This is a genomic window from Chitinimonas koreensis (genome assembly GCF_014353015.1).
In the GTDB taxonomy this organism is placed as follows: domain Bacteria; phylum Pseudomonadota; class Gammaproteobacteria; order Burkholderiales; family Chitinimonadaceae; genus Chitinimonas; species Chitinimonas koreensis.
In genome coordinates this window covers 3673782-3698049 of the sequence record NZ_CP060704.1, presented here as the reverse complement: position 1 = coordinate 3698049, position 24268 = coordinate 3673782, and the positions used below count along the sequence as shown (strand labels likewise).

The window sequence follows — 24268 nt, the reverse complement described above, 5'->3', positions numbered from 1 at the left end:
GGATTGAAGCGGGGAGCAGGGATTCTAGCCGCCGCCTCCGCCCGGACCAAGGCTGTCGTGGCCCGGGCCGGCTTCAGGCGCCTGTTGCCGGATCGGCGGCCGGGCTGCCGGTTGCCTGATCGCCGGGTGCCGGATTGCCGGCCACCGGGTCGCCGGCCGCCGCTTCGTCGATCGTGTCGAGCATCGAGCGCGCCAGCGCCAGGCCCTGGGCCAGGGTCAGCGTGGCGCCGTGGCGGTAGTCCGGATCCTGCTCCAGCGGGCCGCGCTGGGCGATCAGCTGCGGCAGCAGCGCATCGAGCTGGCGCTGCCGCACCGGCGCGCGGTAGGCCTGGTTGCGGGCGAACCAGTCGTGGGCGAAGCCGGCCAGTTGCGCGGCGGCGTCCCACTGGGCCAGCGAGATGGCGAAGCCGGTGCAGGTGTCGAGGCAGTAGCCGAGCAGGGTCGGATGCGGCGCATTGGCGAACACCGTCAGCGCCTCGGCCATGGCGCCGCGCGCCTCGATCCGCCGGCCGAGCGACCACAGGTACTTGGCCAGCCGCTGCTGCGCCATGGCCAGCGTAGAGCCCTCGCCGTAGCGGATCAGGATCTCGATTTCCTGTCGCTCGTGGTCGATCGCGCTTTCCGTGTCGCCGAGCTCGAAGGCGCAGTTGCCCAGCAGGCCCTGCGTGTAGGCGAGGCGGAAATTGTCGCCCTGCACCAGCGGCAGCACCTGCTTGGCGTGCTCCTGCGCCAGTTCGAACTGGTTGGTGGCCAGGTAGCAGTAGGCGATGTTGGCCAGCGTGTCGGCCTCGACCGGGTGGTTGCCGATCGAGCGATGGATCGGCAGCACCGAGGTATACAGCGCGTTCGCCTCCTCGTAGTGGCCGAGGTAGAACTTGACCACGCCGAGGTCGTTGCCGGCCATGGCCCACTCGCGCCGGTACTCGGGCAGGCGGCTGAACAGCGCATAGCTCTCGGTCAGCGGATCGACGCCGAGCGTGAAGCTGCCGGTCGAGATCCAGTGCGAACCGACCTGGTACAGCAAGCGGGCGCGCAGCGGATCGCTGAGCTCTTCCTGGTGCAGATAGGCCAGCAGCAGCCACTGGCGCGATTCCGTCAGGTGGGCGCGCTCGTGCCAGTAGCGGCCGAGCGCGAGCGCGATGAGGGTACCGCCGAGCGGGTCCAGCTCGTGGTTGAGCGCGGCGTCCAGCGCCGTGTAGAGGTTGCCGTAGTGCTGGTCGATCCACTCGCACTTGGCCGGCCAGTCGGGCGTATCCAGCGCGGCGTAGATCGCCTCGGCATGGCGGCGGTAGTGGGCGATATGGCGGCGGCGCAGCGCATCGGCCTCCTGCATGCGCTCGAGCTCGGCCAGCGCGAACATGCGCGGCGATTCCAGCAGCCGGTAGCTCGGCGGATCGCCGCGGTCGACCGCCACCAGCGAGCGCTCGACCAGCTCGCCGAGCAGCTCGATCAGGCCGTATTCGTCGAGGCCGTCGGTCTGCACCACCGCGATCACGTCGTCCAGATCGAAGCTGCCGAGGAAGCCGCCGAGCTGGCGGAACACGCGCTGCTCCTCGACGCCGAGCAGGCGGTAGCTCCATTCCATGGTGGCGGCCAGCGTCTGCTGGCGCGTCGGCGCGTTGCGGTTGCCGGTGTTGAGCAGGCGGAAGCGCTCGTCCAGCCGCTCGGCCAGGCCCGCCACGCCGAGCGCCGGCACGCGCGCGGCGGCCAGTTCGAGCGCCAGCGGGATGCCGTCGAGGCGGCGGCAGATGTCGAGCACCGCCGGGGTATTGCGTTCGTTGAGCACGAAGGATTGATTCAGCGCCTGAGCGCGCGACACGAACAGCGCGACGGCGCCGTAGCCGAGCGCCGCCTCGGGCGGCAGCGGCTGGTCTGGGAAGGGCAGCGGCGCCAGCCGGAAGACCTGTTCGTCGGCGATCTGCAGCCGGGTCTGGCTGGTGACCAGGAAATGCAGCCGATCGCTCGCGCCGCACAGCGCACCGATCAGGTCGGCCACGCCCTGGCGCAGGTGTTCGGCGTTGTCGAGCACGATCAGCCGCGACTGGTTGCGCAGCTCGCGGAACAGGTGCTTGTCGGTCACGCCCTGTTCGCTGACCGCGACGCCGAGCGCGCCGGCCAGCTGGTAGGGCAGCTGCTCGGCATCGGTCAGCCGCGCCAGCTCGACCCAGGCGACGCCATGTTCGAAGTCGGCCTGCTTGGCCTGGGCCACCGCCTGCGCCAGGCTGGTCTTGCCGATGCCGCCGGCGCCGACCACGGTGACCACGCGGCTTTCGTTCATCAACCGGTACAGCGTGGCGATCTCGTCGTCGCGGCCGAGCAGCGGGCGCAGCCGGGTCGGCGGCGACGCGGTGGCCGCGGCCGCTGGCGGCGCGGCGGGGGCGGGCGGTGCGGCCGGCGGGGTTGCGACTGCGCCGCGCCGTGTCTCGATCGGCAGCGTGAAACGGTAGCCATGGCCGGTGACGGTCTCGATGGCGGCAGGGCCGAGCACCTTGCGCAGCGCCGAGACATGGGCCTGTACGTTGTTCTCGCCGACCACCAGGCCCGGCCAGACCTGCTCGAGCAGGGTCGCCATGGTGACCAGCCGGTTGCCGCGCTCGACCAGCGCGAGCAACAGGTCGAACGAGCGCGAACCGAGATGGACCGGCGCCATCCCGGCATGGAGCCGGCGCTCCCCGACCTGAAGCTCGAAACCGCCGAAGACGTAGCTGACGTCGGCGGCGGCCTGGCGAGGGTGCGGCGGTTGTTCGGATGGACTCAAGGGATTCGACCAGGAATACGGAGCTAAGGAGTACCGGCGCGAGGACCGATGGCACCGTGGCGAGCACGGCAGGCCCGACCCCCGGTGGCCTCGCCTTACTTTACCGGGGAGCGGGAAGTGGGGCTACTGGACCACCGCGACGTATTTCTATTTTTGCTCGCCACCTTGCCGCGGCTGCGGCCGGCATGGCGGTCTGGGCAATGCCGGGCGGACGTGGAGAAACGGCGCTGCATCCGGTGGCATGCCGGCCGCCGCATACGGGTCGGCCGAGCGCGGCGCTACCGCTTCGCCATGGCGCCCGAGCTCGCGTTGCGCGAACAGCCGCGGCGATTCGAGCAGCCTGTAGCTGGGCGGATCGTCTTCATCGAGGACGATCAGCGCGCGTTCGACCAGCTCGGCCAGGATGTCGATCAAGCGGCATTCGTCGAGTGCGTCGTCGCAGAGCAGCGCGATCGCGTCGTCGAGCCCGAAGGCGCCGGGCCAGCTGCCCAGGCGCAGGAAGATGCGCTGGGCATCGGCATCGAGCAGGCCATAGCTCCACGCCAGGGCGGCGGTCAGCGTCTGCTGGCGCGGCGGAGCGCCACGGTTGCCGTCGGTGAGCAGCTGGAAGCGCTCGTCCAGGCGGCGGGCCAGCCCGGCCAGGCCGAGCGCCGGCACGCGCGCCGCGGCGAGCTCGAGTGCCAGCGGCAGGCCGTCGAGACGGCGGCAGATTTCCAGCACGGCGGCGAGATTGCCCGCATGCAGCGTGAACGGGCAGCCGAGTGCGCGGATGCGCGAGACGAACAGCGCGACCACGCCGTGCTCCATCGCCTCGTCCGAGGTGACGTACGGGCCGGGGACCGGCAGCGGTGCCAGCCGGAAGACCTGCTCGTCGACCCGTTGCAGCCGCGCCTGGCTGGTGACCAGGAAGTGCAGCCGCGGATTCGCCGCGCCGAGCAGGCCGACCAGCGCCGCCGTGTGCTGCTGCAGGTGTTCGGCGCCGTCGAGCACGATCAGCCGGGCTTGATCCTTCAATGCCCGCAGCAGCTCGCTTTCGGGCGCGTGCCGGCCGGTCCACCGGATGCCGAGCGCCGCCGCCGTCCGGCAGGGAAGCTGCTCGGGGTCGGTCAGCGTCGACAGGTCGACCCAGTCCACGCCCGCGGCGAAATCGGTCGCAACGGCCTGCGCCACCGCCTGCGCCAACCGGGTCTTGCCGATGCCGCCGGCACCGGTCACGGTGACCAGCCGATGCTTCGACACCCGTTGCCGGACTTGGGCGATATCGTCTTCCCGGCCCAGCAGCGGGAAGCACCGGCCCGGCGCGGCCGGACCGCCGGGTGCATCGATCGCGGCATCCGGCCGGACAGTGACGGGCAGGACGAAGCGATAGCCATGGCCGGGCACGGTCTCGATGGCGGCGGAGCCGAGCAGCTTGCGCAGGATGCAGATATGAGCCTGGACATTGTTTTCGCCCACCACCAAGCCCGGCCAGACCTGCTCGAGCAGGACCGTGGTGGTGACCAGGCGATTGCCGCGCTCGACCAGGGCTACCAGCAGGTCGAAGGTGCGTGAGCCGAGATGGACCGTACGGCCCCCATTGCATATCTGGCGCTCCCTGGACTGCAGCATGAAATCGCCGAAAGCATAGGTGAGATCCGGATCGGCCTGCCGTCGGCCGGGATTCGGCGCGCTCATGGGACGAGATCCGCGATTCGTCCGGAATCGGGCGAGTATCCTGGCCGACGACGACTGGAATCGGACGGACGAGGGGGCCGCTGACCGGGACCGCGCAATCCACACTCCGGCACTGCGATTTCAATCGGCTTTGCCGCCTGTTTTCGCATGGAATGATCCTGTATTGAAGGACCGGCAGAGCCGAGCCTCTGCCGATGCCTCCATTCAATCGAATGACATAGATGAACTGGCTACGAATATATGGCTAATCTTGGCCATCCTCGTCAGGCCGGCCAAGTCTGCTGCACCTGGCCGGATAGCATCGGCCTTCTTGTCGTCGAGGCCGTATGGATACCTGGATCTACCTTCGCTTCGAATGCCGCCGTCGGTTTGCCGCAATGCCGAACGGGATATTCCTGCTCCCGGATTCGAAAGCGAGTTTGCAATTGTCTATCTGATTGGAAATACGCCGGGAATGAATTGCAACCCTGGTGCTCGTGTGAACGGCCCCCTTCACGTTTCACGCCGCTGTGCCCCTTGGCTTTGTCAGCCACCGGCCAGGGACCGCATACCCGGTCACCGATAATTCGATTGCACGCAGGGGACGATGCGGGCAATCGCCATACGGCAGCCGGGTATGTGGTGATTGAAATCATAGCCAAAACGCCAGGCCGTATTCATGGAGATTCATTACGAAAAAGGTAATAAATTGCCCGTCAACGATGCCTCGATCGATTGCCGGTACGAAGAATAGTGCAGCGGCGATGATCCGCTTGCATGGAATGAAACACGTGATATATAGTTTATATTCTTGATGAACTTTTCAAATAGCATAAGAAGCTGTTTGCGATATTGAATTGGGTTTCGAATAATCGAGAATCGGATCCGGCTGGAATGGGACGGCAATCCACCGTCTTCGCAGCCGAATCGCCCGATCGCGCAGACCGCTTCCATACTCATGAGTTGGAGGAAAAATGGCTGGCAAGCGCGGTCTGGGCACGGACAATCCCATCCACCGGGTGATTGCGCACAATCTGCGCGTCGCCCTCGAGCATGCCCGGGCAGGCCGCCGAGGCTGCGTGCCGCGCATTACCTGAGCACGCTGCTCGGCATCTCCTACAAGACCGGCTGGCAGATCCTGCACGAAGGCACCGACAGCCTGCACTACCTGACCTGCGTCGGGCAGGCGCTGGGCGTGGACTACACCGATCTGCTCAAGCCGGCAGCCGACTACCGCCACGTGGTCCGCGCTACGATGCGCCTGCCCGGCGGCGAATACTGCGTTTCCGCGGTACGGGCCACGCTGCCCTCGAAGCCGCTCTGCGACACCGAGCTGGTGCTGCAGGAACCGCTGAAAGGCAACTGGGCGCTGATGCCGCTGGCCGAGGCCGATCCGGGCCTGCCCACCTATACGGTCGCCCATCTCTATCTCACGACCCGGCCGGCACCGCGCGAGCGCTGCACGGTCGGCGTGCTGATGCAGGGGGATCCGCGGTGCGCGCGCATGATCGCCGATCATTTCGCCGCGCGCGGCTATACCGCCTACGCGGCGGCCCATGCCGGCGCGCTCCTGCGCGGCGACGGCGGCGGCAAGCCCGACCTGGCCATCATCCAGGCCGATCACGCCGAACGGCTCGCGATCGAACTGAATGTCCACGCCAAGGCCGCCATCCCCATCCTGATCGTGAAGCCCGAGCGGGCCGGCGAGTATGACCGGGCGGCGCGGATCTTCTACACCCTGGCTCACGTCGAGGACATGCTGGCCATGGCGCAGGCGGTGATCCCGTTCGAGGGGAGGGCCGACGGAATCAGGATTCCGCAGAACCGGGGCGGGCGATGAACCGGCGGGCGCGCCGGCGTAGGCAGGGCGCGCGCGGCTCAGTAGCGGTAGCGCAGGCCGAGGCTGACGATCTCGCCTTCGTAATCGTAGAGATCGAAGTTCGAATCGCGCCGCTCGTGCCCGATCTCGGCGTCGACCTCGACCGTCCGCAGCGGCTGGTAGAGCATGCCCAGCTTGCCGCCGAGCAGGCGATCCGCCCGGGTACCCGCCGGTTGTTCGCGGTAATCGCGGTGGTTGGCGTGCACGCTGGCGCGCAGCGCGACCTTGGCGCGCCACTGCCAGCTGGCGGCCGCCGTCAGCACGGTTTCCTCGGCCGGGTCGCTGAAGTCGTTGCGGCTGGCCGGATGGGTCAGCGCGTAGCCGAGGTCGAAGGCGAGCTTTGCCGTCGGCGCCCAGTGCGCCGAGGCATTGGCGTCGGTGCCGTCGTCGGTCCCGGCCGCGTCTTCGCGGCGGAAACGGGTCAGCCCGGCTTCGAGGCGGGTGCGTGCGCCGGCCTGCCAGTCGACTTCGGCGCCGAGTTCGCGATAGTCGTAATCGAGCGGGGCGGGTCCCGGCGTGCCGGGGCCGCTCCTGGCCGGGCCGATCCGGTAATCGCGCCGGCCCTGGGCGAGCGTGACCTTGGCCGCCGAACCGCGGCCCGAACGGTAGCGCAGGTCGGCCTTGGCCGAACGGTCGTCGTAGTCGAGCGGCTGCCGTTCGGCCAGGCTGTGGCGTTGCGCGACGCGCTCGGCGGCCAGGCCCGCGCTGAAGGCGCCGTCGATGCCGTAGCGCAGGCCGGCGCGATCGTTGCGCTGGCGCAGCCAGTCCTTGGCCGGCGCGTCCGACAGGTCGACGCGGTCGCGCCGCTGGCGCCGGCCGAGTTCGCCGCCGAAGCGTTCGCCGAGCCGGCCGCTCCAGCCGGCCGACAGGTCGTAGGCGCTGCCGTCCAGGTCGCTGCGGCGATCGTAGTCGTAGTGGCTCAGCTGTGCCGCCAGCTTCAGCTGCTGGCCGCTGAAGCGCGGCGCGTAGCCGAGCAGGGCGCTGGACTGGAGGTAGCGGTCCGATTGGGCTTCGGGCGTGCGGGTCAGGTTGTCGTCGTGCACTGCGCGCACGCCGGCCGACAGCTGCAGCGGCGAGCCGGCGTCGGCCGGCGGCGCGGCCCAGGCCGGCGCGGCGCCGAGCAGGGCGGCGGCAAGGCCGCAGTGGGGCAAGGCAATCCAGTCGGCACGACGCATATCGGCTCGGAGGCTCCGGGTGTTGAGGGATGGGGTGTCGAAACAGGCGGCGCGGCGGCGCAGGCCGCCGGACATGGGACGCGCGGCCGGAACGATCGTTCCCGGCGGATGTTGCATCGCATCATCCGCCGGCTTGTGCCAGGTCGCGGTTCAGCGGGCGCTGAGCACCTTCTGCAGCAATTTGCTGCCCTGGCCGATCGGATCCTGGCGGATCGCGCGTTCCTGGTCGGCGATCATCAGGTAGAGGCCGTCGAGCGCCTTCTGGGTGACGTACTGGTCGAGGTTGGCGTCGCCGGCCTTGATCAGGCCGAACTGGGCGGCCTGGCCGGCGTAGCGGTTGTAGGTCTCGGCCAGCTTCACCTTGGCGGTCGCGCTCTGCACGATCGGCAGGAACCTGGCGGCGATGCTGTCGCGCGTGGTGCGCTGGAAATACTCGGTGGCGGCCGTCTCACCGCCGGCCAGGATGCCCTTGGCGTCCTGCCAGCTCATCTTGCGCACCGCGTCGGCCAGGATCGGCCGCGCCTCCTGCACCGCGCGCTCGGCCGAGCGGTTCATCGCGGTCACCAGCTCGTCGGCGCGGTCGCCCATGCCGAAGTTGCGCAGCAGCCTCTCGGCCTTCTGCAGATTACCGGGCAGCGGGATCTTGACCCGTTCGTCGCCGAGGTAGCCATCGGTGCGGCCGAGCTGGCCGACCGCGGCCGAGGCGGCGCGGCTCAGCGCTTCCTTGAGGCCGGCGCCGGCGTCCTTGTTGCTGAGGTCGGCGAGGTCGATCGCGTGGGCGGCGGTGGAGAGCGAAAGGGCGGCCAGGCCGGCCAGCAATGCCTTGAACATGGGAGGGCTCCGGGGCGGGGAGGGAAAATTCTAGCCGGTTTGCCGCGCCGCGACGCCATGGCGCCACCCGGCGTGGGACAATCGTGGCCCGCACTTCCCCGTTTCCAGCCGCGCATGACCCCGTTCCAGCACACCATCGCCGATCTCGTCGTCCACAAGCTGATCAAGGACCAGCACGGTCCGGCCGCCATCGAGCTGCATGCCGGCCCGATGCCGCTGACGCCGTCGGCGCAGCGCCTGGTCGACCAGCTCTGCCAGCACTATGCCGAGCGGCTGGGCAAGGGCTACGGCCGTTTCGAGGATGACGAGGACAACTTCCCGATGGCGCGCTTCGTGCGCCAGCACGTGATCGAGCAGCGCATCGATTTCGCCACGCTGGCGCAGCTGATGATGCAGCACCTGCAGGTGCGCGCCGAGCAGGAGCAGCTCGCCAGCGGCGGCTACGTGCTGATCGCGCGGGTGCACAACGGCGCCAGCGATTGCCTCCTGGTGGCGCTGGTCACCGAGACGGTCGGCAGCGCGATCACCGCCGGGCTGGAGATCGTCGACCAGCCGCACCTCGACCTCGCCAGCCTGCGGGTGGCCGGCCGCATCGACCTGACCGCCTGGCAGCGCGGCGCCGAACGCTACATCAGCTTCCTCAAGGGCCGCGCCGACGTGGCGCAGTACTTCAAGCTCTTCCTCGGCTGCAACGACGTGGTGATCGCGCTGAAGGAGACCCAGAAGCTGGTGCAGGGCCTGGGCCGGTTCGCCGAGGCGCAGAAGCTCGAGCCGGAAGCGCGCGACCAGTTGATGGAACGTGCGCACGGCTATCTCGACGCGCTCGGCGGCGAGGGCGAGCCGCTGAGCCTCGACGCCGCGGCGGAGCAGCTCTGGCCCGATGCGCCGGAACGGCTGCGCGGCGCCTTCGGCGACGAAGCGCTGGAGCTGGCCGGCGGCTTCGTGCCCGACCGCCGCGCGATCAAGCCGCTGGTGCGCTTCAAGGCCAGCGCGCCGAAGTGGAAGGTCGAGTTCGACCGCAGCAGCCTGCGCTCGGGCGCGGTGATCTACGACAAGCATTCGGACACGCTAGTGCTGTACGACGTGCCCGAGCACCTCAAGCGCGCGCTGCTCGAAGAGTAGTTCGCGGCGGCCGCGCTCTTGATTGCGGCCATCGGCGCACCCATCTGGAGCGATGAGTGGACGCCGCCTGCCGGCTGCGTCCGTCGTCTCCGGAAATCCGCATGTACACCGACTTCTTCGCCGCACTGCAGGCCGGCATCCAGGCCGCGCCGATCACCGTCGCCCGCCAGGCCGACGGCTGGTATCTCTACAACCCCACCACCCCGCCGGGGGAGGACGACGCGCCGCACGTGCTGGTCGACCTGAACGGCGTGCTGGTGCCGCTCAACAGCGGCGGATCGCAGGTGCTGTGCACGCTGGCGATGACGGGGGCAATGCCTGAGGGGCTGTGAAATGTGAAATGTGAAATGTGAAATGTGAAATGTGAAATGTGAAATGTGAAATGTGAAATGTGAAATGTGAAATGTGAAATGTGAAATGTGAAATGTGAAATGTGAAACCCCATCCCCACCCCAGTCCTCCCCTTGAAGGGAAGGGAGCGCCTCGAAGTCGGTTGCACGATCGCGGCCGGTAGAACTGGCGCAGTCCTGCTCCTCCCCCTTCAAGGGGGAGGCTGGGAGGGGGATGGGGTCACGTTTCACCTTTCACCTTTCACGTTTCACCTTTCACGACCATTTCACCTTTCACAGCCGGTCTACCCATCGCCGCCGGCCCGGCCAGCAATCCCCTTGCATGCGCCGCCAGCGCCTCGCCCAGCTCGGCCGGCGCCTCGATCTCGAAACCGAACGGCAGCGCGGCCAATTGGAGCGCCATCCAGCCCAGGTCGTCGGTCTGGCTGTGCAGCAGCACGCCGCCGTCGACCGCCTCGAGCACCCCGAGCGAGGAAAACACCGCGCGACGCGCGCCGGCCAGATCGGTGTGCAGCCGTACCCGCGTCGCATGCGCACGCGGCAGCGTGGCGATCGAATCGGCCAGGTGGCCGAGCGCGTCGAAGCCGGTCGGGCGCAGGAAGCTGGCCGGCAGCGGCTGCACCGCGCCGATCCGGTCGAGCCGGAACGAGCGCAGGCCGCCGCGCAGATGGCAGTGGCCGACCAGATACCAGCGGCCGTCGCGATGGGCTAGCGCGTAAGGGTCGACCTCGCGCGCGGTCTCGGCGGCGCTGGCCGCGCGGTAATGCAGCCGCACGCGTTGCTGCGCCTGCGCCGCCTGGCTCAATACCGCCAGCGCGACGTTGTCGCCGGGCGGCTGGGCGTTCGATTGCTCGAGCGTCACCGTGGCATCGAGCGCGCGCACCTGGCGGCGCAGCCGCTCCGGCATCACCCGCTCGAGCTTGGCGCGGGCGCTCTCGGTCGCCGGCGCGGCGTCGGCCAGGCCCAGTCCGCGCGCGGCCAGCAGGCCCAGCGCCAGGGCCAGCGCCTCGTCGTCGGTGAACATCATCGGCGGCAGCTTGAAGCCTTGCATCAGCCGGTAGCCGCCGTCGCGGCCGCGCTCGGCGGTGATCGGGATGCCGAGCTCCTCCAGCGCGACCATGTAGCGCCGCAGCGTGCGCGGATCGACCTCGAGCCGGCGCGCCAATTCCGGGCCGCTCATCAGGCCGTGGTTCTGCAGCAGCTCGAGCAGCGCGAGCACGCGGGTGGTGGGTCGGGTCATGCCGGCCATTCTAGTTTCAATCCGGGCGGAATCCGTCCTGATTGCCGCCTAGAGTGCCGCTCAGCGACGGCCGGGGCAGGGTGCCCGCGGCGGCGACCTGGACGGGGAGACGGCAATGAGTGAGGCGGCCAATCTGTGGCTGTATTTCGTGGTGGTGTTCGGCGTGATCGTGCTGCCGGGCATGGACATGGCGTTCGTGATGGGCAGCGCGCTGGTCGGCGGCCGCCGTGCCGGCTTCGCCGCGGTGGCCGGCATCGTCGCCGGCGGCGTCTGCCACATGCTGATGACGGCAGCCGGCATCGGCGCACTGCTGCAATGGCTGCCGGCGGCCTTCAACCTGATGCTGCTGATCGGCGCCGGCTACATGATCTGGATCGGCTGGGCGCTGATGCACAGCGGCATGGTGCTCGCGCCGGAGATCACCGGCGGCGGCCGCACCATGGTCGAGAGTTTCCGCCGCGCGGTGCTGACCAGCCTGCTCAATCCCAAGGCCTACGTCTTCATGCTGGCGATCTTTCCGCAGTTCGTGCGGCCCGGCCAGGCGCTGTGGAGCCAGGCCGGCGTGCTCGGGCTGATCACCGCGGCCACCCAGGTCTCGGTCTACGGCGGCCTGGCGCTCCTGGCGGCGCGGGCGCGCGGCTGGCTGGCGGCCAAGCCGGAAGCCAACCGCCGGCTGGCGCAGGGGGTCGGTCTGTTGCTGATGACGGCGGCGGCGCTGACCGCCTGGGACGGCTGGCGGCGGGTCTGACGGCGAGCCCGTCGGCTAGCCGAATACGGGCAAAACCGGCGCATGGGCGGTATGCTGGCGGCCATCTCGCCAGGAGCCGCACCATGCAGAAACGCTACAAGATCGACCCGAAGGACATCCGCCCCATCGCCACCGGCCTCGGCCTGTGTGTGGTCACCGACCTGATCGCGGTGGAGGGGCAGACCATCGGCTACATGTACCGCGACGAACCGGAGGACGACGAGGACAGCGGCTGGCGCTTCTTCACCGGCGGCGAGGACGACCGCTACATCGACAATCCGAAGAACTTCAGCCTGCTCGACGTCAACGTGATCGCCAATTACGACGCCGCCATCGTGCCGCTGCTCGGGTCGCCGGTCGGCGCGGCGTTCGACCGCGGCGACGACGGCGTCTTCTACGATGTGAGCGAATGATGGCGGTCCCGTCCCTGCGCCACCTGGTGCTGTTCGCCTTCAAGCCCGAGGCCGGCCCGGCCGAGGTCGAGGCGGCCTGTACGGCGTTCCGCGCGCTGCCGGCCGAGATCGACGAGGTGCAGGCCTTCGAGGCCGGCGTCAACGTCAGCCCCGAGCAGCTCGACCGCGGCTTCAGCCACGCCTTCCTGCTCACCTTCGCCGATGCGGACGCCTGCGAGCGCTACCGCGTGCACCCGGCCCACCAGCGCTTCGTCGCCAGCCTGCAGCCGGTGCTGGCCAAGGTGCTGGTATTCGACTACTACGCCGCCTGAGGCCGGCTCCGCCGGTGGGCGGCGGCGAAACGCCGCGGCCCGCCGGCCGCCTTCCGGCACGACCGCCGCGCGCTGCCGGTATCCGGCATCGACGCTCGCGGCGATTTTCGGCATGCTTCGGCTCGCCCGCGCGGTTCGCCGCGCCGTTTCCCCGGTCTTCCCGCCCGTCGTACCATGCCCGTCCCGATCCGTACCTGCCTGCCCGTCCTCTTGCTGTCCGCCACGCTCGCGGCCCACGCCGGCTGGGAAGGCGAGGCCGAGGCCAGCGCCGATTTCTCGCGCGGCAACAGCCGCAGCGATGCCTGGCGGGTCGACCTCGACGTGGCCAAGCGCACCGATCACGACCGCTCGTCGATGCTGATCGAGGCGCGGCGCGAGCGGGCCGCCTCGGACGAGGGCGCGGTCGAGCTGGTCAACGAGCGCTACCTGGTGTCGCCCAAGTACGAGCGCTGGCGCGACGGCGACGACCGCTACTACGGCTTCGTCGACCCCGAGCTCAAGTACAACCGTTTCAGCTACCTCAAGCACCGCAATTCGCTGATCGTCGGCGCCGGCCTGCGCGACGCGGTGTTCGAGCGCGGCAAGCTGACGCTCGAAGTCGGGCCGGGCTACCGCCGCACCGTCCACAGCGACGACACGCGCAGCAACGCGCCGCTGCTGGTGGTGCGCAACCGGTTCGACTATCCGATCGGCGACAGCATCGACTTCTTCCAGACCCTGCAGCTCGAATACAGCCGCCACGAGGACCTGGCCGAGCTCGGCGTCGGGCTCAAGAGCAAGTTGTCGGAGCATTTCTCGGTCAAGTTCCGGGTCGACTGGACCTATAGCGAGCCGGTCGACAGCTTGACGCGGCGGCTCGATACCGAGAGCCGTTTCTCGGTCGCCTACGAGTTCTGACGGCGGGCCGATGTTCCCCGTCGGTTTGTGCGAGCACCCGGCAATGCCGGGTGTTCACCGGCGGTTCGGACTCATGCAGCGGCGCCCTGATCGATGCCTACGCCCCCGTCCTCGCCGCCGCGAGGCGCTCGTTCGGGACCATTTCGCCCATGGTCCGCATATCGGACGCACGGTGCCCATGAATAAGGCCACGCATCGGCGTGGCCTTATTACATTCAGCAGCGGCTGACATTCAGCAGCGGCTGCGATCAGACGAACAGCGTCGTCGCCAGCCAGAACAGCAGCGCCGACAGCCCCATCGTGGCCGGCAGCGTCAGCACCCAGGCCAAGAGGATGTTGCGGATGGTGCTGCCGCGCAGGCCGCTGCCGTTGGCGACCATGGTGCCGGCCACGCCGGACGACAGCACGTGGGTGGTCGACACCGGCAGGCTGAACAGGTTGGCCATGCCGATCGCGCTGGCGGCCACGATCTGGGCGCACATGCCCTGGGCGTAGGTCATGCCCTGGCGGCCGATCTTCTCGCCGACCGTCTCGACCACCCGCTTCCAGCCGACCATGGTGCCGATGCCGAGCGCCAGCGCCACCGCCACGATCACCCACAGCGGCGCGTACTCGGTGGTGGCGGTCAGGTCCTTGCGCAGCTTCTCGAGGTCCGCCTTCTCGCGGCCGTCGAGCTGCGGCAGCTTGCCGACCTTGCGCGCGGTGTCGTCCAGGCACAGCAGGTTGCGGCGCACCTGGGCGCGGGTCTCGGGCGCCAGGTCGCGGTAGTCCTTCACGCCGTTGAGCACCGACAGCAGGCTCAGGATGGTCGGCGAGGTCTGGGTCGGCTCGCACTTGAAGCGGGCCGGCATCTCGCTGCCGTTGCCGCGGCCCAGCGCCAGGTAGGCGCCGAGGCTGGCGCTGTTGCGCTGGTAGAACTGGCTCAGGTGCACCACCGCGTCGCGGGTGCGCTCGATCTGGTAGGTGGTGCTGTCGAGGTCGAGCACGAACTTGCCGGGCACGATGCCGATCAGCACCAGCATGATCAGGCCGATGCCCTTCTGGCCGTCGTTGGAGCCGTGCACGAAGCTCACGCCCATGGCCGACAGCACCAGCGCCAGCCGGTTCCAGAACGGCGGATGCTTCTTGCCGTCGACCTCGCGCCGCAGCTCGGGCGTCTTGTGCATCTTGGACAGCGGCAGGTAGCGCCTGAGCAGCCACAGCATCAGGCCGGCCAGCAGGAAGCCGGTGACCGGCGACACCACCAGCGACAGGCCGATGTCGACCGCCTTCTTCCAGTTGATGCCGTCGGCCAGCGGGATGCCGGTGATCACGGCATTGGTGAGGCCGACGCCGAGGATCGAGCCGATCAGCGTGTGCGAGCTCGAGGCCGGGATGCCGAAATACCAGGTGCCGAGGTTCCACACGATGGCGGCGGCCAGCAGCGAGAACACCATCGCCAGGCCGTGGCCGGTGTCGACCGCGATCAGCAGCTCGACCGGCAACAGGTGGACGATCGCGTAGGCCACCCCCACGCCGCCGAGCAGCACGCCGAGGAAGTTGAACAGGCCGGACAGCGCGACCGCGGTATTGGGCGGCATCGACTTGGTGTAGATGACCGTCGCGACCGCGTTGGCCGTGTCGTGGAAGCCGTTGATGAACTCGAAGGCCAGCACGAATCCGAGCGCGAGGCACAGGCTGACGACGACCCAGAAATCGAGCCCGCTGAAGATGTCGAACATGAAGGATTGGTTACGGGAATATGAAGGCGCGGATTATCGCAGCTTCCTCGCCGCCACGGCATCCGGCCTGCATCGCTTGCGTTTCGTCGCCGTCCGCCGCATTCCAGCCGGCGCGCGCCGCGTTGCATCGGCGCGGCCTCGTACGACGCGGCGACGCGGCCTAAGCTGGCCTGGCGTTCGAGATCGACGGCGAACGCGCCGCCCGGCCGGGACCCGGGCGGACCGTTCACTTCAGCCAGGATAACAATCATGACGCACGCCGAACCCGCCCTCGATTTCGCCAAGCCCGCCCAGCCGCGCCGTACGCGCCACGGCAGGGGCATCCGCCTGCTGGCGGTGGGCCTGCTGCTGACCGCCGTGGTCGCGCTGACGCTGAGCTGGCTCGGCCACAGCGGCATCGAGGTGGTGGTCGACGGCGGCCAGGTCGGCGGCGTCGCGGCGGTGGGGGCGGTGCTGCTGGCGATCGCGGTCGGCGTGCTGGCCGCGCTGGTCGGCCTGACGGTGGCGCTGGCGGTCGTGCTGATCGTCGCGCTGCTGCTCGGCCTCGCCGGCGCCTTCGCGATCGGGGCGGTGCTGTTCGCGCTGTCGCCGGTGCTGGTGCCGCTGGCCTTGCTGATGGTGCTGGCAGGCTGGCTGTTCAGCCGGCGCTGAGCATGACGCCGTTCGGAATCGACCTGGAAACGACAAGGCCGGCATTGCGCCGGCCTTGTCTGTTTCTGGATTCCAGTCGGACCAAGTCGTCCGGATTTTCAGCTGCGCGGAAACAACAGCGAGATCAGCAGCGCATCCTTGCCCGAGCGGCTGGCCTGCTCGCGCTGGGTCAGCTGCTGCTCGCGGCGGGCCAGCTCGGCTTCGCGCGCCTGCAACTGGGCCTGGGCGCTCATCAGCGCGGTCGAGCGGTCCATCGCCGCGGTCAGCGCCTGCTGCCACGACTGCTGGGCCGAGGCATCGTTGGCGGCGCGGCTGCCCGGCTGGTCGATCGAAATCCGGCTCGCCTCGTCGCCTGCGCGCACGACCCGGCCATAGTGCTGCTGCACCCGGTCCTGTATCGCGCTTGCGCGGTCGTCGGTCTTGATCTTTGCCAGCATGGCGGCGGCTCCTCGGTTTCCTGGCCGGCGCGCAATGGCGCCTGCACAGTCCACTTATCGGAACGTTCGCGCCGAACTTGAGGCCGGCCGCGGCAGATCGTCGCCAGGTCGCGGTCGAAAGGTCCGGCCCAGGCCGGGCAGGGCGGTGCGGCTGTAAAAAACCGTGTCGGCGCGCGACCGGCTTTACACACCATTACATCGTGCCGGCCAGGGGCAATCGTTCTTTTACCTCTGGCGCCTACAGTGGCAACCGTGCGCCGCCCCGCGGCGATCCAACCGGAGACCGAAGCATGAAGAAGACCTTGACCCATCTGCTGGCCGCTTCGCTGGCCGTCGTCACCGTCGCCGCCTACGCCGAGACCGCGCCGTCGGCCGCCGACAAGCCGCCGCGTCATTTCCGCCATGGTCCGCACGGCGATCGCCAGGCCGGCTGGCTGGCCGGTCTGGCCAAGCTCAAGGCCGAGCTCAAGCTCAGCGCCGCGCAGCTGGGCCAGTGGCAGGATGCCGAAGCGGCCGGCCGCGCCGCCCGCGAATCGATGCGGCAGAACCGCGAACGCATGAAGACGCTGGTCGACGCCGAAAAGAAGAAGGACGTGGTCGACCTGGCCCGCCTGAGCCGCGAATCCGAGGCGATCCGCGAGCAGGGCCGCAAGCAGCACGAAGCCGTGCGCGACAAGTGGCTGGCCGTCTACGAAAGCCTGACCGTCGAGCAGAAGCGCCTGGTCAGCGAGCGCTTCAAGCAGAAGCTGGCCCGCTTCGAGCAACGGCGCGAGCGCTTCCGCGAACACCACCGGCCGGACGCCGCGCCGGCCCAGGGCTGAACCCCGCTTTCCTTCTCTCCCCTTCCTCGAGCAGGAAAGATTCGGGGCCGGATCGACCGGCCCCTTTTTTCATCCATTTCGTCCGGATGGCCCGGCCGTCCGCCGGGCCCGGCTCATCGGGTCCGGGCGCTCACTTGTCGTAGAGGTGCTCGTCCGCCTGCTCGATCCTGGCCGGTTTCTCCGGCTGCGGGATCGGCACCACGCGGCTGACGCGGCCGCGGGTGATCACGCGCACCTTCTGGCCCGGCACGAACTCGACGTCGGCCTCCTGCACGATGGCGATGGTCTCGTCGTTGTCCATCTGCAACACGATCTCGACGCCGTCCTTGGCGTTGACCTCCTTGCCCAGCGCATTGCCGACCGCGCCGCCGACGGTGGCGCCGAGCACGCCGGCCACGGCCGAGCCGCCGCCGCGGCCGATGTTGTCGCTGGCGGCGACGCCGCCGACGATGGCGCCGATGATCTTGCCCAGGTCGCTGTCGGAGCGGATCTTCACCGGCCGTACCGATTCGACCTCGCCGTTGCGTACGCGCGCCTCGTTGAGCGCTTCGGACGGCAGGTAGGCATTGGCGGAGCGGTCGCTCGCGCAGCCGGACAGCAGCGTGGCGAGCGCGACGGCGGTGGCGGCCAGCAGCCGGCCGGGCAGGGGGTGTTCATGGTTCGACCTCGAATGCGGATGGATGGCCGCCGGGAGCGGCGGCCGTGCGATGGCGCGATTATCCGCGTCCCGATTCCGGCCCGGAAGCCTTACTAATTGCGGAGCGGGGCGACGGCCTCGCCGGCGTGGCCGGAAGCGGCAGCTTTCCGCCGCCGCTGGCGCAACGCTAAAATGCCGCCTCTGACGCGGCGCAGCGCTGCTCGGCTATCGATGCCGAGGTGGCCCACGGGGGCCGGCGGCATCGCGGATGCCGGGCTGGCAAGCCGCGCAAGGGAGACGCATGAAGTTCCTGTTGAGCAACGACGACGGCTATTTCGCCCCGGGCCTGGCTGCGCTGGCCGAGGCGATGGCCGCGCTGGGCGAGGTCACCGTGGTCGCCCCGGAGCGCGATCGCAGCGGCGCGTCCAATTCGCTCACGCTCGACCGGCCGCTGAGCCTGCGGCGCGCGCCGAGCGGCTACCACTACGTCAACGGCACGCCGACCGACTGCGTGCACCTGGCCGTCACCGGGCTGCTCGAAGGCCGGCCCGACCTGGTCCTGTCGGGCATCAACGACGGCGCCAACATGGGCGACGACACCATCTATTCCGGTACGGTCGCCGCCGCGACCGAGGCCTACCTGCTCGGCCTGCCCGCCATCGCGGTCTCGCTGGCCCGCCGCGGCGGCCGCCATTTCGACACCGCCGCGCGGGTCGCCGCCGAACTGGCCGAGCGCCACCGCCGCGAGCCGTTCCGCGGCGCGGTGCTGCTCAACGTCAACGTGCCCGATCTGCCCTACGAGGAATTGCGCGGCTGGCGCACGACCCGGCTGGGCCGGCGCCACAAGGCCGAACCGGTGATCCGCGCGCAGAATCCGCGCGGCGAGACCATCTGGTGGGTCGGCCCGGTCGGCCAGGCGCAGGATGCGGCCGAGGACACCGATTTCTGGGCGGTCTCCGAGGGCTACGTCTCGGTGACGCCGCTGCAGATCGACCTGACGGCCTACAAGCAGCTCGATTTCATCTCCTCCTGGTTGCAAGCATGAAGCACGACTTCGCCGGCATCGGCATGACTTCGGCGCGCACCCGCACGCGCATGGTCGAGCGCCTGCGCCAGCAGGGCATCCGCAACGAGGAGGTGCTCGGCGTGATGGGCAATACGCCGCGCCACATCTTCATCGACGAGGCGCTGTCGCACCGTGCCTACGACGACGTCTCGCTGCCGATCGGCCTCGGCCAGACCATCTCGCAGCCTTATATCGTCGCCCGCATGGTCGAGCTGGCGGTCGGCGCCGCCCGCCGCGACAAGGTGCTCGAGGTCGGCACCGGCTGCGGCTACCAGACCGTGGTGCTGGCGCAACTGTTCAAGACCGTCTATTCGGTCGAACGCATCGCTCAGCTGCTCGACCGCGCCCGTACCCGGCTGCGCGAGTTGCGTCTCACCAACACCCGGCTGCGCCACGGCGACGGCTTCATCGGCATCGCCGAGGCGGCGCCGTTCGACGCCATCGTGATGGCCGCCGCGCCGACCTACGTGCCGGACGCCTTGCTGCAGCAATTGGCGGTCGGCGGACGCATGGTGTTCCCGATCGGAAACACCGAACAAGAGTTGCGAATAATCGAACGTACTGAAGATTCCTACGTCGAGTCGAAACTCGAAAAAGTGCGTTTCGTGCCCATGCTGCCGGGCCTTGCCTAACATCAGCAAAACTGTCATCGTGGTGCGGTACTTTTCCGTGCCACTCGCTACAGACCATTCCAAATCGAGGGAGTAACGAGTTGAACGTCCGCCGTACCGCCGGTCTTTTGTCCACCCTGATGTTGGTCGCCTGCGCGACCGGGCCGGCCCGTTCCCCCGCTCCCGTGGTCGACCGCACGCGCCCTGGCGCCGTCCCGGCCGCCAAGCCCGCGACGCCGTCCGGCGTCGCCAAGTCCATGCCGGCCGATGCGCGCGGCAAGTCCTATACCGTCAAGGCCGGCGACACCCTTTACAGCATCGCGCTCGACAACGGCCTCGACTACCGCGAGGTCGCGGCCTGGAATCAGCTGCCCGACCCGAACCTGATCAAGATCGGCCAGGTGCTGCAGCTCACCGAGCCGGGCAGCGCCGCCGTTGCCGCCGAGGCCGTGGCCTCGGCCGAACCCTCGGGCGTGGTCGTCAAGCCGCTCAGGCCCGAAGGCGATGCGCCGGCCGCGGGCCCGGCCAAGCCCGAGGCCGCGCCGACCACCGCAACGAGCGCCGCCTCGCCGGCCGCAGTGGCGACCGTCGGCTATCCCAAGGCACTCAAACTCTCCTACAGCAGCGATGCCGCCACCGTGGCGCGCCAGGCCGAAGGCCCGCTGCAGCCGGCCGCGCAGGCCAGGACCGAATCCAGGCCCGAGGCCAAGGCCGAAGGCAAATCCGAAGCGAAGACGGACACCAAGCCCGAAGCCAAGCCGGTCGACTCCAAGCCCGCGGCCGATCCCAAGCCCGCGGCCGCGACCACGGCCGAGGAAGAGATCGCCTGGGGCTGGCCGGCGGTCGGCAAGGTGATCACCCCGTTCTCCGACATGGGCAAGGGCATCGACATCGGTGGCAAGACCGGCCAACCGGTGCTGGCCGCAGGTGCCGGCCGCGTGGTGTACGCGGGCGGCGGCTTACGCGGCTATGGCAAGCTGGTCATCATCAAGCACAACAAGACCTATCTCTCGGCATATGCGCATAACAGTCAGTTGTTGGTCAAAGAAGGGGACAACGTGAAGAAGGGAGACAAAATTGCCGAAATGGGGAATAGCGACGCAGAGCAGGTCAAGCTGCACTTCGAAATCCGGCGCTTTGGCAAGCCGGTCGATCCATCCAAATATCTAACGGCGGGCTGATCATGAACCAATCCATGGACACGATCGAAGAGGATATGCTGGACGAGGAGCTGCTGGACGAGGACGAGGAGTCCTCCGAGGCCGAAGGCGAAGGCGAGTCAGAGGCGCAGCCGGAAGCCGAGGCAGGCCACTACCCGCTCGAATCGACCGGCGACGTCACGCAGATCTACCTCAACGACATCGGCCATAACCCGCTGCTGACGCCGGACGAAGAGCGCAGCCTGGCGCGGCGCGTGGTGCAGGGCGATTTCGCGGCCCGGCAGAAGATGATCGAGCACAATCTGCGGCTGGTGGTGAACATCGCCAAGCATTACATCAACCGTGGCATGGCCCTGCTCGACCTGATCGAGGAAGGCAACATCGGCCTGATGCACGCGCTGGAGAAGTTCGATCCCGAGCGCGGTTTCCGCTTCTCGACCTATGCCACCTGGTGGATCCGCCAGAGCATCGAGCGCGCGATCATGAACCAGTCGCGCACGATCCGCCTGCCGGTGCACGTGATCAAGGAACTGAACGTCTACCTGCGCGCCCAGCGCCATCTCGAGGCGCAGATGGGCCGCGAGCCGACCATGGAGGAGATCGCCTACCAGGTCGACAAGCCGGTCGAGGAAGTGCGCCGGGTCATGAACCTCAACGAGCGCATGGCCTCGCTCGACGCTCCGCTCGACATCGACCCGATGCTGTCGATCGGCGAGTCGATCCCCGACGAGCAGCACGACGGCCCGGAGATGATCCTGCAGAACGCCGAGATCCAGCGCTACGTGCGCGACTGGCTCAAGCAGCTCAACGACAAGCAGCGCATGGTGATCGAGCGCCGCTACGGTCTCAACGGCTACGACATCTGTACGCTCGAGGACTTGGCCGCGCACCTGCAGCTCACGCGCGAACGGGTTCGCCAGATCCAGATCGAAGCGCTGGAAAGCCTGCGCCGGCTGTTGCGGCGCCAGGGCGTATCGCGCGACGTGCTGCTCGGCTGAGCATCCGTACGCGGCGCCGATGCCGCACGCCGGCCCCGGAATCCGGGGCAATGAAGGCCGCGCGATCGCGCGGCCTTTCCATGGCGGCTCGCCGGCCGGCCGTGCCGGGCCGCCGCCGGGCGAGGGACGAAAACGGGCCGCTTCATGCGCGCATGCCTTCGGCGGTCGCGGGCTGCTGCCTCGGTTTCATCGTGCGGATCTCCATGGCCCGTGACGTTCGGTCTGCCGCCGGGATACGGCCGAGCTCGGCTCTGCCCGCAGTATAAATTAGAAATTCCGAATATGACATTTGTTTGAGCGTTGCCGCGACGCACGCTCGACCGTTACGCCGCCGGCTTGCGGCAAGGCGGTTTTGCTAGAATCGCCGGTCCCGAAATGTTTTCCCCCACGGAGTCGCTTGATGCTCACCGTCTACAACACGCTGGCCCGCGAAAAGCAGGTCTTTACGCCCATCGAACCCGGCCGGGTGCGCATGTACGTTTGCGGCATGACGGTGTACGACCTCTGTCACATCGGCCATGCGCGCATGCTGGGTGCGTTCGACATCGTCTACCGCTGGCTGCATGCCTCGGGCTACGCGGTCAACTACGTGCGCAACATCACCGACATCGAGGACAAGATCATCAAGCGCGCCCTCGAGCGCGGGATCACGCCCGAACAATTGGTCGAGCAGACCGTCGCCGACATGCACCTCGATCTCGCCGCGCTCAACCTGCTGCCGCCGACCCACGAGCCGCGCGCGACCGAGCACGTGGCCGGCATGATCGAGATGACCGAGCGGCTGATCGCCAAGGGCCGCGCCTATGCCGCCGCCAACGGCGACGTCTACTACGCGGTGCGCGAGTTTCCCGGCTACGGCAAGCTGTCGGGCAAGTCGCTCGACGACCTGCAGGCCGGCCAGCGCGTCGAGGTCGATCCGCACAAGCGCGATCCGCTCGACTTCGTGCTGTGGAAGGCCGCCAAGCCCGGCGAGCCGCACTGGGATTCGCCCTGGGGGCCGGGCCGGCCGGGCTGGCACATCGAGTGCTCGGTCATGTCCGAGCACCACCTGGGCAGCCACTTCGACATCCACGGCGGCGGCGAGGATTTGCAGTTCCCGCACCACGAGAACGAGATCGCCCAGAGCGAGGGCTGCCACGACCACACCTACGTCAACTATTGGCTGCACAACGGCTTCCTGCAGTTCGCCGGCGAGAAGATGTCCAAGTCGCTGGGCAACTTCTTCACCATCCGCGACGTGCTGCGCCAGTTCGACGGCGAGGCGGTGCGCTTCCTGATCGTGCGCGCCCACTACCGCAGCCCGCTCAACTATTCGGAAGAGCTGCTGCGCGATGCCAAGCACGCGCTCGACCGGCTCTATACCGCGCTGCGCCACACGCCGCCGGCCGGCCGGGCGGCGGTCGACTGGGACAGCCCGCACGGCCGCCGTTTCAAGGCGGCGATGGACGACGACTTCAACACGCCCGAGGCGGTCGCCGTGCTGTTCGAACTGGCGGCCGAGGTGAACCGCAGCGGCTCGGCCGAGCTGGCCGGCCAGCTCAAGGGCCTGGCCGGCATCCTCGGCCTGCTGCAGCGCGATCCGGTCGAGTACCTGCAGGCCGGTCCCAGCGCCGGCGGCGAGGGCGAGTATTCGGCCGAGCGCATCGAGGCGCTGATCGTGGCGCGTACCGAGGCGCGCAAGGCGCGCGACTTCGCCGAATCGGACCGCATCCGCAAGGAGCTGGCCGACCATGGCGTGGTGCTCGAAGATGGTCCGCAGGGGACGACCTGGCGGCGCGAATAGGCCGCCGGGCCAGTCGTGGGGAAGGCAGCCTGCAGGCTGCCTTTTTCATTCGCCGCGCGTGCCGCCGAATGGCCGGAACCCGGCGGCGATGAGCCGGCCCATCGAGTTATGCGGCGGTGTCGTCGCCAGGGGGCGGGCGGCGGCAGGTCGACAAGCGCGCCCCTGCGCGGCAGAATCGCGCCCGTTTCGAATCAACCCGCGACCTCGTCAGGCACAGGTCGCCGTCGCCCCGGAGCCTTTCGATGGATACGCATCCCCATATTCCCGTGATCGCCATCGACGGCCCTTCCGCTTCGGGCAAGGGGACCGTCGCCGCCCGCGTGGCGGCCAAGCTCGGCTGGCACTACCTCGATTCCGGCGCGATCTACCGGCTCACCGCGCTGGCGGCGACGCGGCGCGGCGTATCGCTCGACGACGAGGCGGCGGTGGCGGCGGTGGCGGCCACGCTCGACGCGGCCTTTCTCGAAGGCGCGATCCTGCTCGACGGCGACGATGCGACCGAGGACATCCGTGCCGAAGCGGTCGGCGAGGGCGCCTCGCGCGTCGCCGTGCTGCCCTCGGTGCGCGCCGCGCTGCTGCAGCGCCAGCGCGATTTCGGCCGCCCGCCCGGCCTGGTGGCCGATGGCCGCGACATGGGCTCGGTGGTTTTCCCGACCGCGTCGCTCAAGGTGTTTCTGACCGCCAGCGCCCAGGTGCGCGCCGATCGACGCTATAAGCAGTTGATTGCAAAAGGGGAAGCCGTTAAAATCCAGCAGATTTTGCAGGACATCGAGCAACGCGACGCGCGCGACCGTGCGCGCAGCGTGGCTCCGCTCCAGCAACTACCGGATGCCCAGCTGCTCGACACGACCGAATTGACGGTCGAGCAAGCGGTCCGGACCGTGCTCGACTGGTGGCGGCAACTGCTGCCGCGCTGATCGGGCGAGCCGGTCTCCCGTCGCCAGATCGGGAGGCAGGCCCAGCGTCCTGGCCGCGCAACGCGGCCAGGGCATTTTTCAACGAACCC

Annotated in this window: 23 protein-coding genes; 15 read left to right on the top strand and 8 right to left on the bottom strand. The window is 68.8% G+C overall.

Annotation, left to right across the window (positions count from 1 at the left end; all coding sequences use genetic code 11):
- Nucleotides 1-73 precede the first annotated feature (73 nt).
- Together H9L41_RS15345 and H9L41_RS15340 are read right to left on the bottom strand one after the other, a co-directional pair.
- On the bottom strand, nt 74-2758 hold the full coding sequence (locus H9L41_RS15345; protein ID WP_157461787.1) for an ATP-binding protein: 2685 nt from the start codon (nt 2756-2758) through the stop codon (nt 74-76).
- A 147-nt stretch (nt 2759-2905) separates the two neighbouring features.
- Nucleotides 2906-4432 (bottom strand): ATP-binding protein, encoded by a 1527-nt coding sequence (locus H9L41_RS15340; protein ID WP_051318642.1) that lies wholly within the window; start codon nt 4430-4432, stop codon nt 2906-2908.
- 937 nt (nt 4433-5369) lie between these two features.
- On the opposite strand from H9L41_RS15340, the gene H9L41_RS15335 reads away from it, so the two are divergent.
- Nucleotides 5370-6251, top strand: coding sequence for a hypothetical protein (locus tag H9L41_RS15335; protein ID WP_187523448.1), 882 nt, complete (start codon nt 5370-5372; stop codon nt 6249-6251).
- A 38-nt stretch (nt 6252-6289) separates the two neighbouring features.
- Here the strand turns inward: H9L41_RS15335 and H9L41_RS15330 are convergent, their stop codons facing one another.
- Nucleotides 6290-7465 (bottom strand): outer membrane beta-barrel protein, encoded by a 1176-nt coding sequence (locus H9L41_RS15330; protein ID WP_084299708.1) that lies wholly within the window; start codon nt 7463-7465, stop codon nt 6290-6292.
- A gap of 150 nt (nt 7466-7615) precedes the next feature.
- Nucleotides 7616-8296, bottom strand: coding sequence for a DUF4197 domain-containing protein (locus tag H9L41_RS15325; protein WP_028444564.1), 681 nt, complete (start codon nt 8294-8296; stop codon nt 7616-7618).
- A gap of 114 nt (nt 8297-8410) precedes the next feature.
- On the opposite strand from H9L41_RS15325, the gene H9L41_RS15320 reads away from it, so the two are divergent.
- Both H9L41_RS15320 and H9L41_RS15315 read left to right on the top strand, forming a co-directional pair.
- A complete protein-coding gene (locus H9L41_RS15320) occupies nt 8411-9418 on the top strand; it encodes a nucleoid-associated protein (RefSeq protein ID WP_028444563.1) in 1008 nt (335 codons plus the stop codon).
- Between the two features lie 101 nt (nt 9419-9519).
- Nucleotides 9520-9750, top strand: coding sequence for a hypothetical protein (locus H9L41_RS15315; protein ID WP_187523447.1), 231 nt, complete (start codon nt 9520-9522; stop codon nt 9748-9750).
- 259 nt (nt 9751-10009) lie between these two features.
- Here H9L41_RS15315 and H9L41_RS15310 read toward each other — a convergent pair whose 3' ends face one another.
- Complete coding sequence (locus H9L41_RS15310) at nt 10010-11008, bottom strand: helix-turn-helix transcriptional regulator (RefSeq protein WP_051318703.1); 999 nt, start codon at nt 11006-11008, stop codon at nt 10010-10012.
- Nucleotides 11009-11123: 115 nt separating this feature from the next.
- Between H9L41_RS15310 and H9L41_RS15305 the strand changes: the two genes are divergently transcribed.
- From H9L41_RS15305 to H9L41_RS15290, 4 genes are all read left to right on the top strand, one after another.
- Nucleotides 11124-11756: a LysE family translocator gene (locus H9L41_RS15305; protein WP_028444561.1), complete on the top strand. Its 633-nt coding sequence runs from the start codon at nt 11124-11126 to the stop codon at nt 11754-11756.
- A gap of 83 nt (nt 11757-11839) precedes the next feature.
- Nucleotides 11840-12169: a DUF2185 domain-containing protein gene (locus tag H9L41_RS15300; RefSeq protein ID WP_028444560.1), complete on the top strand. Its 330-nt coding sequence runs from the start codon at nt 11840-11842 to the stop codon at nt 12167-12169.
- On the top strand, nt 12169-12480 hold the full coding sequence (locus H9L41_RS15295) for a Dabb family protein (protein WP_028444559.1): 312 nt from the start codon (nt 12169-12171) through the stop codon (nt 12478-12480). Before H9L41_RS15300 ends, H9L41_RS15295 begins: the two co-directional genes overlap by 1 nt.
- Nucleotides 12481-12654: 174 nt before the next feature.
- On the top strand, nt 12655-13377 hold the full coding sequence (locus tag H9L41_RS15290) for a DUF481 domain-containing protein (RefSeq protein ID WP_084299706.1): 723 nt from the start codon (nt 12655-12657) through the stop codon (nt 13375-13377).
- A gap of 248 nt (nt 13378-13625) precedes the next feature.
- On the opposite strand, the gene H9L41_RS15285 is transcribed toward H9L41_RS15290, so the two are convergent.
- Nucleotides 13626-15098 (bottom strand): inorganic phosphate transporter, encoded by a 1473-nt coding sequence (locus tag H9L41_RS15285; protein WP_028444557.1) that lies wholly within the window; start codon nt 15096-15098, stop codon nt 13626-13628.
- Nucleotides 15099-15347: 249 nt separating this feature from the next.
- Here H9L41_RS15285 and H9L41_RS15280 point away from each other — a divergent pair, with 249 nt between their 5' ends.
- The gene (locus tag H9L41_RS15280) at nt 15348-15749 is read left to right on the top strand and encodes a hypothetical protein (protein WP_028444556.1); all 402 of its coding nucleotides are present in this window, start codon (nt 15348-15350) and stop codon (nt 15747-15749) included.
- A gap of 98 nt (nt 15750-15847) precedes the next feature.
- Here H9L41_RS15280 and H9L41_RS15275 read toward each other — a convergent pair whose 3' ends face one another.
- The gene (locus H9L41_RS15275; RefSeq protein WP_028444555.1) at nt 15848-16186 is read right to left on the bottom strand and encodes a hypothetical protein; all 339 of its coding nucleotides are present in this window, start codon (nt 16184-16186) and stop codon (nt 15848-15850) included.
- Nucleotides 16187-16476: 290 nt separating this feature from the next.
- Between H9L41_RS15275 and H9L41_RS15270 the strand changes: the two genes are divergently transcribed.
- Nucleotides 16477-17007 (top strand): Spy/CpxP family protein refolding chaperone, encoded by a 531-nt coding sequence (locus H9L41_RS15270; RefSeq protein WP_028444554.1) that lies wholly within the window; start codon nt 16477-16479, stop codon nt 17005-17007.
- A gap of 130 nt (nt 17008-17137) precedes the next feature.
- On the opposite strand, the gene H9L41_RS15265 is transcribed toward H9L41_RS15270, so the two are convergent.
- Complete coding sequence (locus H9L41_RS15265; protein WP_187523446.1) at nt 17138-17503, bottom strand: outer membrane lipoprotein; 366 nt, start codon at nt 17501-17503, stop codon at nt 17138-17140.
- 442 nt (nt 17504-17945) lie between these two features.
- Here H9L41_RS15265 and surE point away from each other — a divergent pair, with 442 nt between their 5' ends.
- The 6 genes from surE (at nt 17946) to cmk (ending at nt 24179) form a co-directional block, all read left to right on the top strand.
- The gene (surE, locus tag H9L41_RS15260; RefSeq protein ID WP_028444553.1) at nt 17946-18689 is read left to right on the top strand and encodes a 5'/3'-nucleotidase SurE; all 744 of its coding nucleotides are present in this window, start codon (nt 17946-17948) and stop codon (nt 18687-18689) included.
- Nucleotides 18686-19342, top strand: coding sequence for a protein-L-isoaspartate(D-aspartate) O-methyltransferase (locus H9L41_RS15255; RefSeq protein ID WP_028444552.1), 657 nt, complete (start codon nt 18686-18688; stop codon nt 19340-19342). Before surE ends, H9L41_RS15255 begins: the two co-directional genes overlap by 4 nt.
- Nucleotides 19343-19422: 80 nt before the next feature.
- Nucleotides 19423-20502: a peptidoglycan DD-metalloendopeptidase family protein gene (locus tag H9L41_RS15250; protein WP_028444551.1), complete on the top strand. Its 1080-nt coding sequence runs from the start codon at nt 19423-19425 to the stop codon at nt 20500-20502.
- Nucleotides 20503-20516: 14 nt separating this feature from the next.
- Nucleotides 20517-21479 (top strand): RNA polymerase sigma factor RpoS, encoded by a 963-nt coding sequence (gene rpoS / locus H9L41_RS15245; RefSeq protein WP_211236794.1) that lies wholly within the window; start codon nt 20517-20519, stop codon nt 21477-21479.
- A 400-nt stretch (nt 21480-21879) separates the two neighbouring features.
- Complete coding sequence (gene cysS, locus H9L41_RS15240) at nt 21880-23262, top strand: cysteine--tRNA ligase (protein WP_028444549.1); 1383 nt, start codon at nt 21880-21882, stop codon at nt 23260-23262.
- Nucleotides 23263-23504: 242 nt separating this feature from the next.
- Nucleotides 23505-24179: a (d)CMP kinase gene (gene cmk, locus H9L41_RS15235; RefSeq protein WP_028444548.1), complete on the top strand. Its 675-nt coding sequence runs from the start codon at nt 23505-23507 to the stop codon at nt 24177-24179.
- Nucleotides 24180-24268: the final 89 nt, after the last annotated feature.

Coding starts and splice junctions, on each gene's coding strand:
- H9L41_RS15300 (WP_028444560.1), top strand. CDS start 11,840: ATGCAGAAACGCTACAAGATCGACCCGAAGGACATCCGCCCCATCGCC.
- H9L41_RS15295 (WP_028444559.1), top strand. CDS start 12,169: ATGGCGGTCCCGTCCCTGCGCCACCTGGTGCTGTTCGCCTTCAAGCCC.
- H9L41_RS15340 (WP_051318642.1), bottom strand. CDS start 4,432: ATGAGCGCGCCGAATCCCGGCCGACGGCAGGCCGATCCGGATCTCACC.
- H9L41_RS15280 (WP_028444556.1), top strand. CDS start 15,348: ATGACGCACGCCGAACCCGCCCTCGATTTCGCCAAGCCCGCCCAGCCG.
- cysS (WP_028444549.1), top strand. CDS start 21,880: ATGCTCACCGTCTACAACACGCTGGCCCGCGAAAAGCAGGTCTTTACG.
- H9L41_RS15270 (WP_028444554.1), top strand. CDS start 16,477: ATGAAGAAGACCTTGACCCATCTGCTGGCCGCTTCGCTGGCCGTCGTC.
- H9L41_RS15335 (WP_187523448.1), top strand. CDS start 5,370: ATGAGTTGGAGGAAAAATGGCTGGCAAGCGCGGTCTGGGCACGGACAA.
- H9L41_RS15310 (WP_051318703.1), bottom strand. CDS start 11,008: ATGACCCGACCCACCACCCGCGTGCTCGCGCTGCTCGAGCTGCTGCAG.
- H9L41_RS15255 (WP_028444552.1), top strand. CDS start 18,686: ATGAAGCACGACTTCGCCGGCATCGGCATGACTTCGGCGCGCACCCGC.
- H9L41_RS15320 (WP_028444563.1), top strand. CDS start 8,411: ATGACCCCGTTCCAGCACACCATCGCCGATCTCGTCGTCCACAAGCTG.
- H9L41_RS15275 (WP_028444555.1), bottom strand. CDS start 16,186: ATGCTGGCAAAGATCAAGACCGACGACCGCGCAAGCGCGATACAGGAC.
- H9L41_RS15285 (WP_028444557.1), bottom strand. CDS start 15,098: ATGTTCGACATCTTCAGCGGGCTCGATTTCTGGGTCGTCGTCAGCCTG.
- cmk (WP_028444548.1), top strand. CDS start 23,505: ATGGATACGCATCCCCATATTCCCGTGATCGCCATCGACGGCCCTTCC.
- H9L41_RS15330 (WP_084299708.1), bottom strand. CDS start 7,465: ATGCGTCGTGCCGACTGGATTGCCTTGCCCCACTGCGGCCTTGCCGCC.
- H9L41_RS15290 (WP_084299706.1), top strand. CDS start 12,655: ATGCCCGTCCCGATCCGTACCTGCCTGCCCGTCCTCTTGCTGTCCGCC.
- H9L41_RS15315 (WP_187523447.1), top strand. CDS start 9,520: ATGTACACCGACTTCTTCGCCGCACTGCAGGCCGGCATCCAGGCCGCG.
- H9L41_RS15325 (WP_028444564.1), bottom strand. CDS start 8,296: ATGTTCAAGGCATTGCTGGCCGGCCTGGCCGCCCTTTCGCTCTCCACC.
- H9L41_RS15305 (WP_028444561.1), top strand. CDS start 11,124: ATGAGTGAGGCGGCCAATCTGTGGCTGTATTTCGTGGTGGTGTTCGGC.
- surE (WP_028444553.1), top strand. CDS start 17,946: ATGAAGTTCCTGTTGAGCAACGACGACGGCTATTTCGCCCCGGGCCTG.
- rpoS (WP_211236794.1), top strand. CDS start 20,517: ATGGACACGATCGAAGAGGATATGCTGGACGAGGAGCTGCTGGACGAG.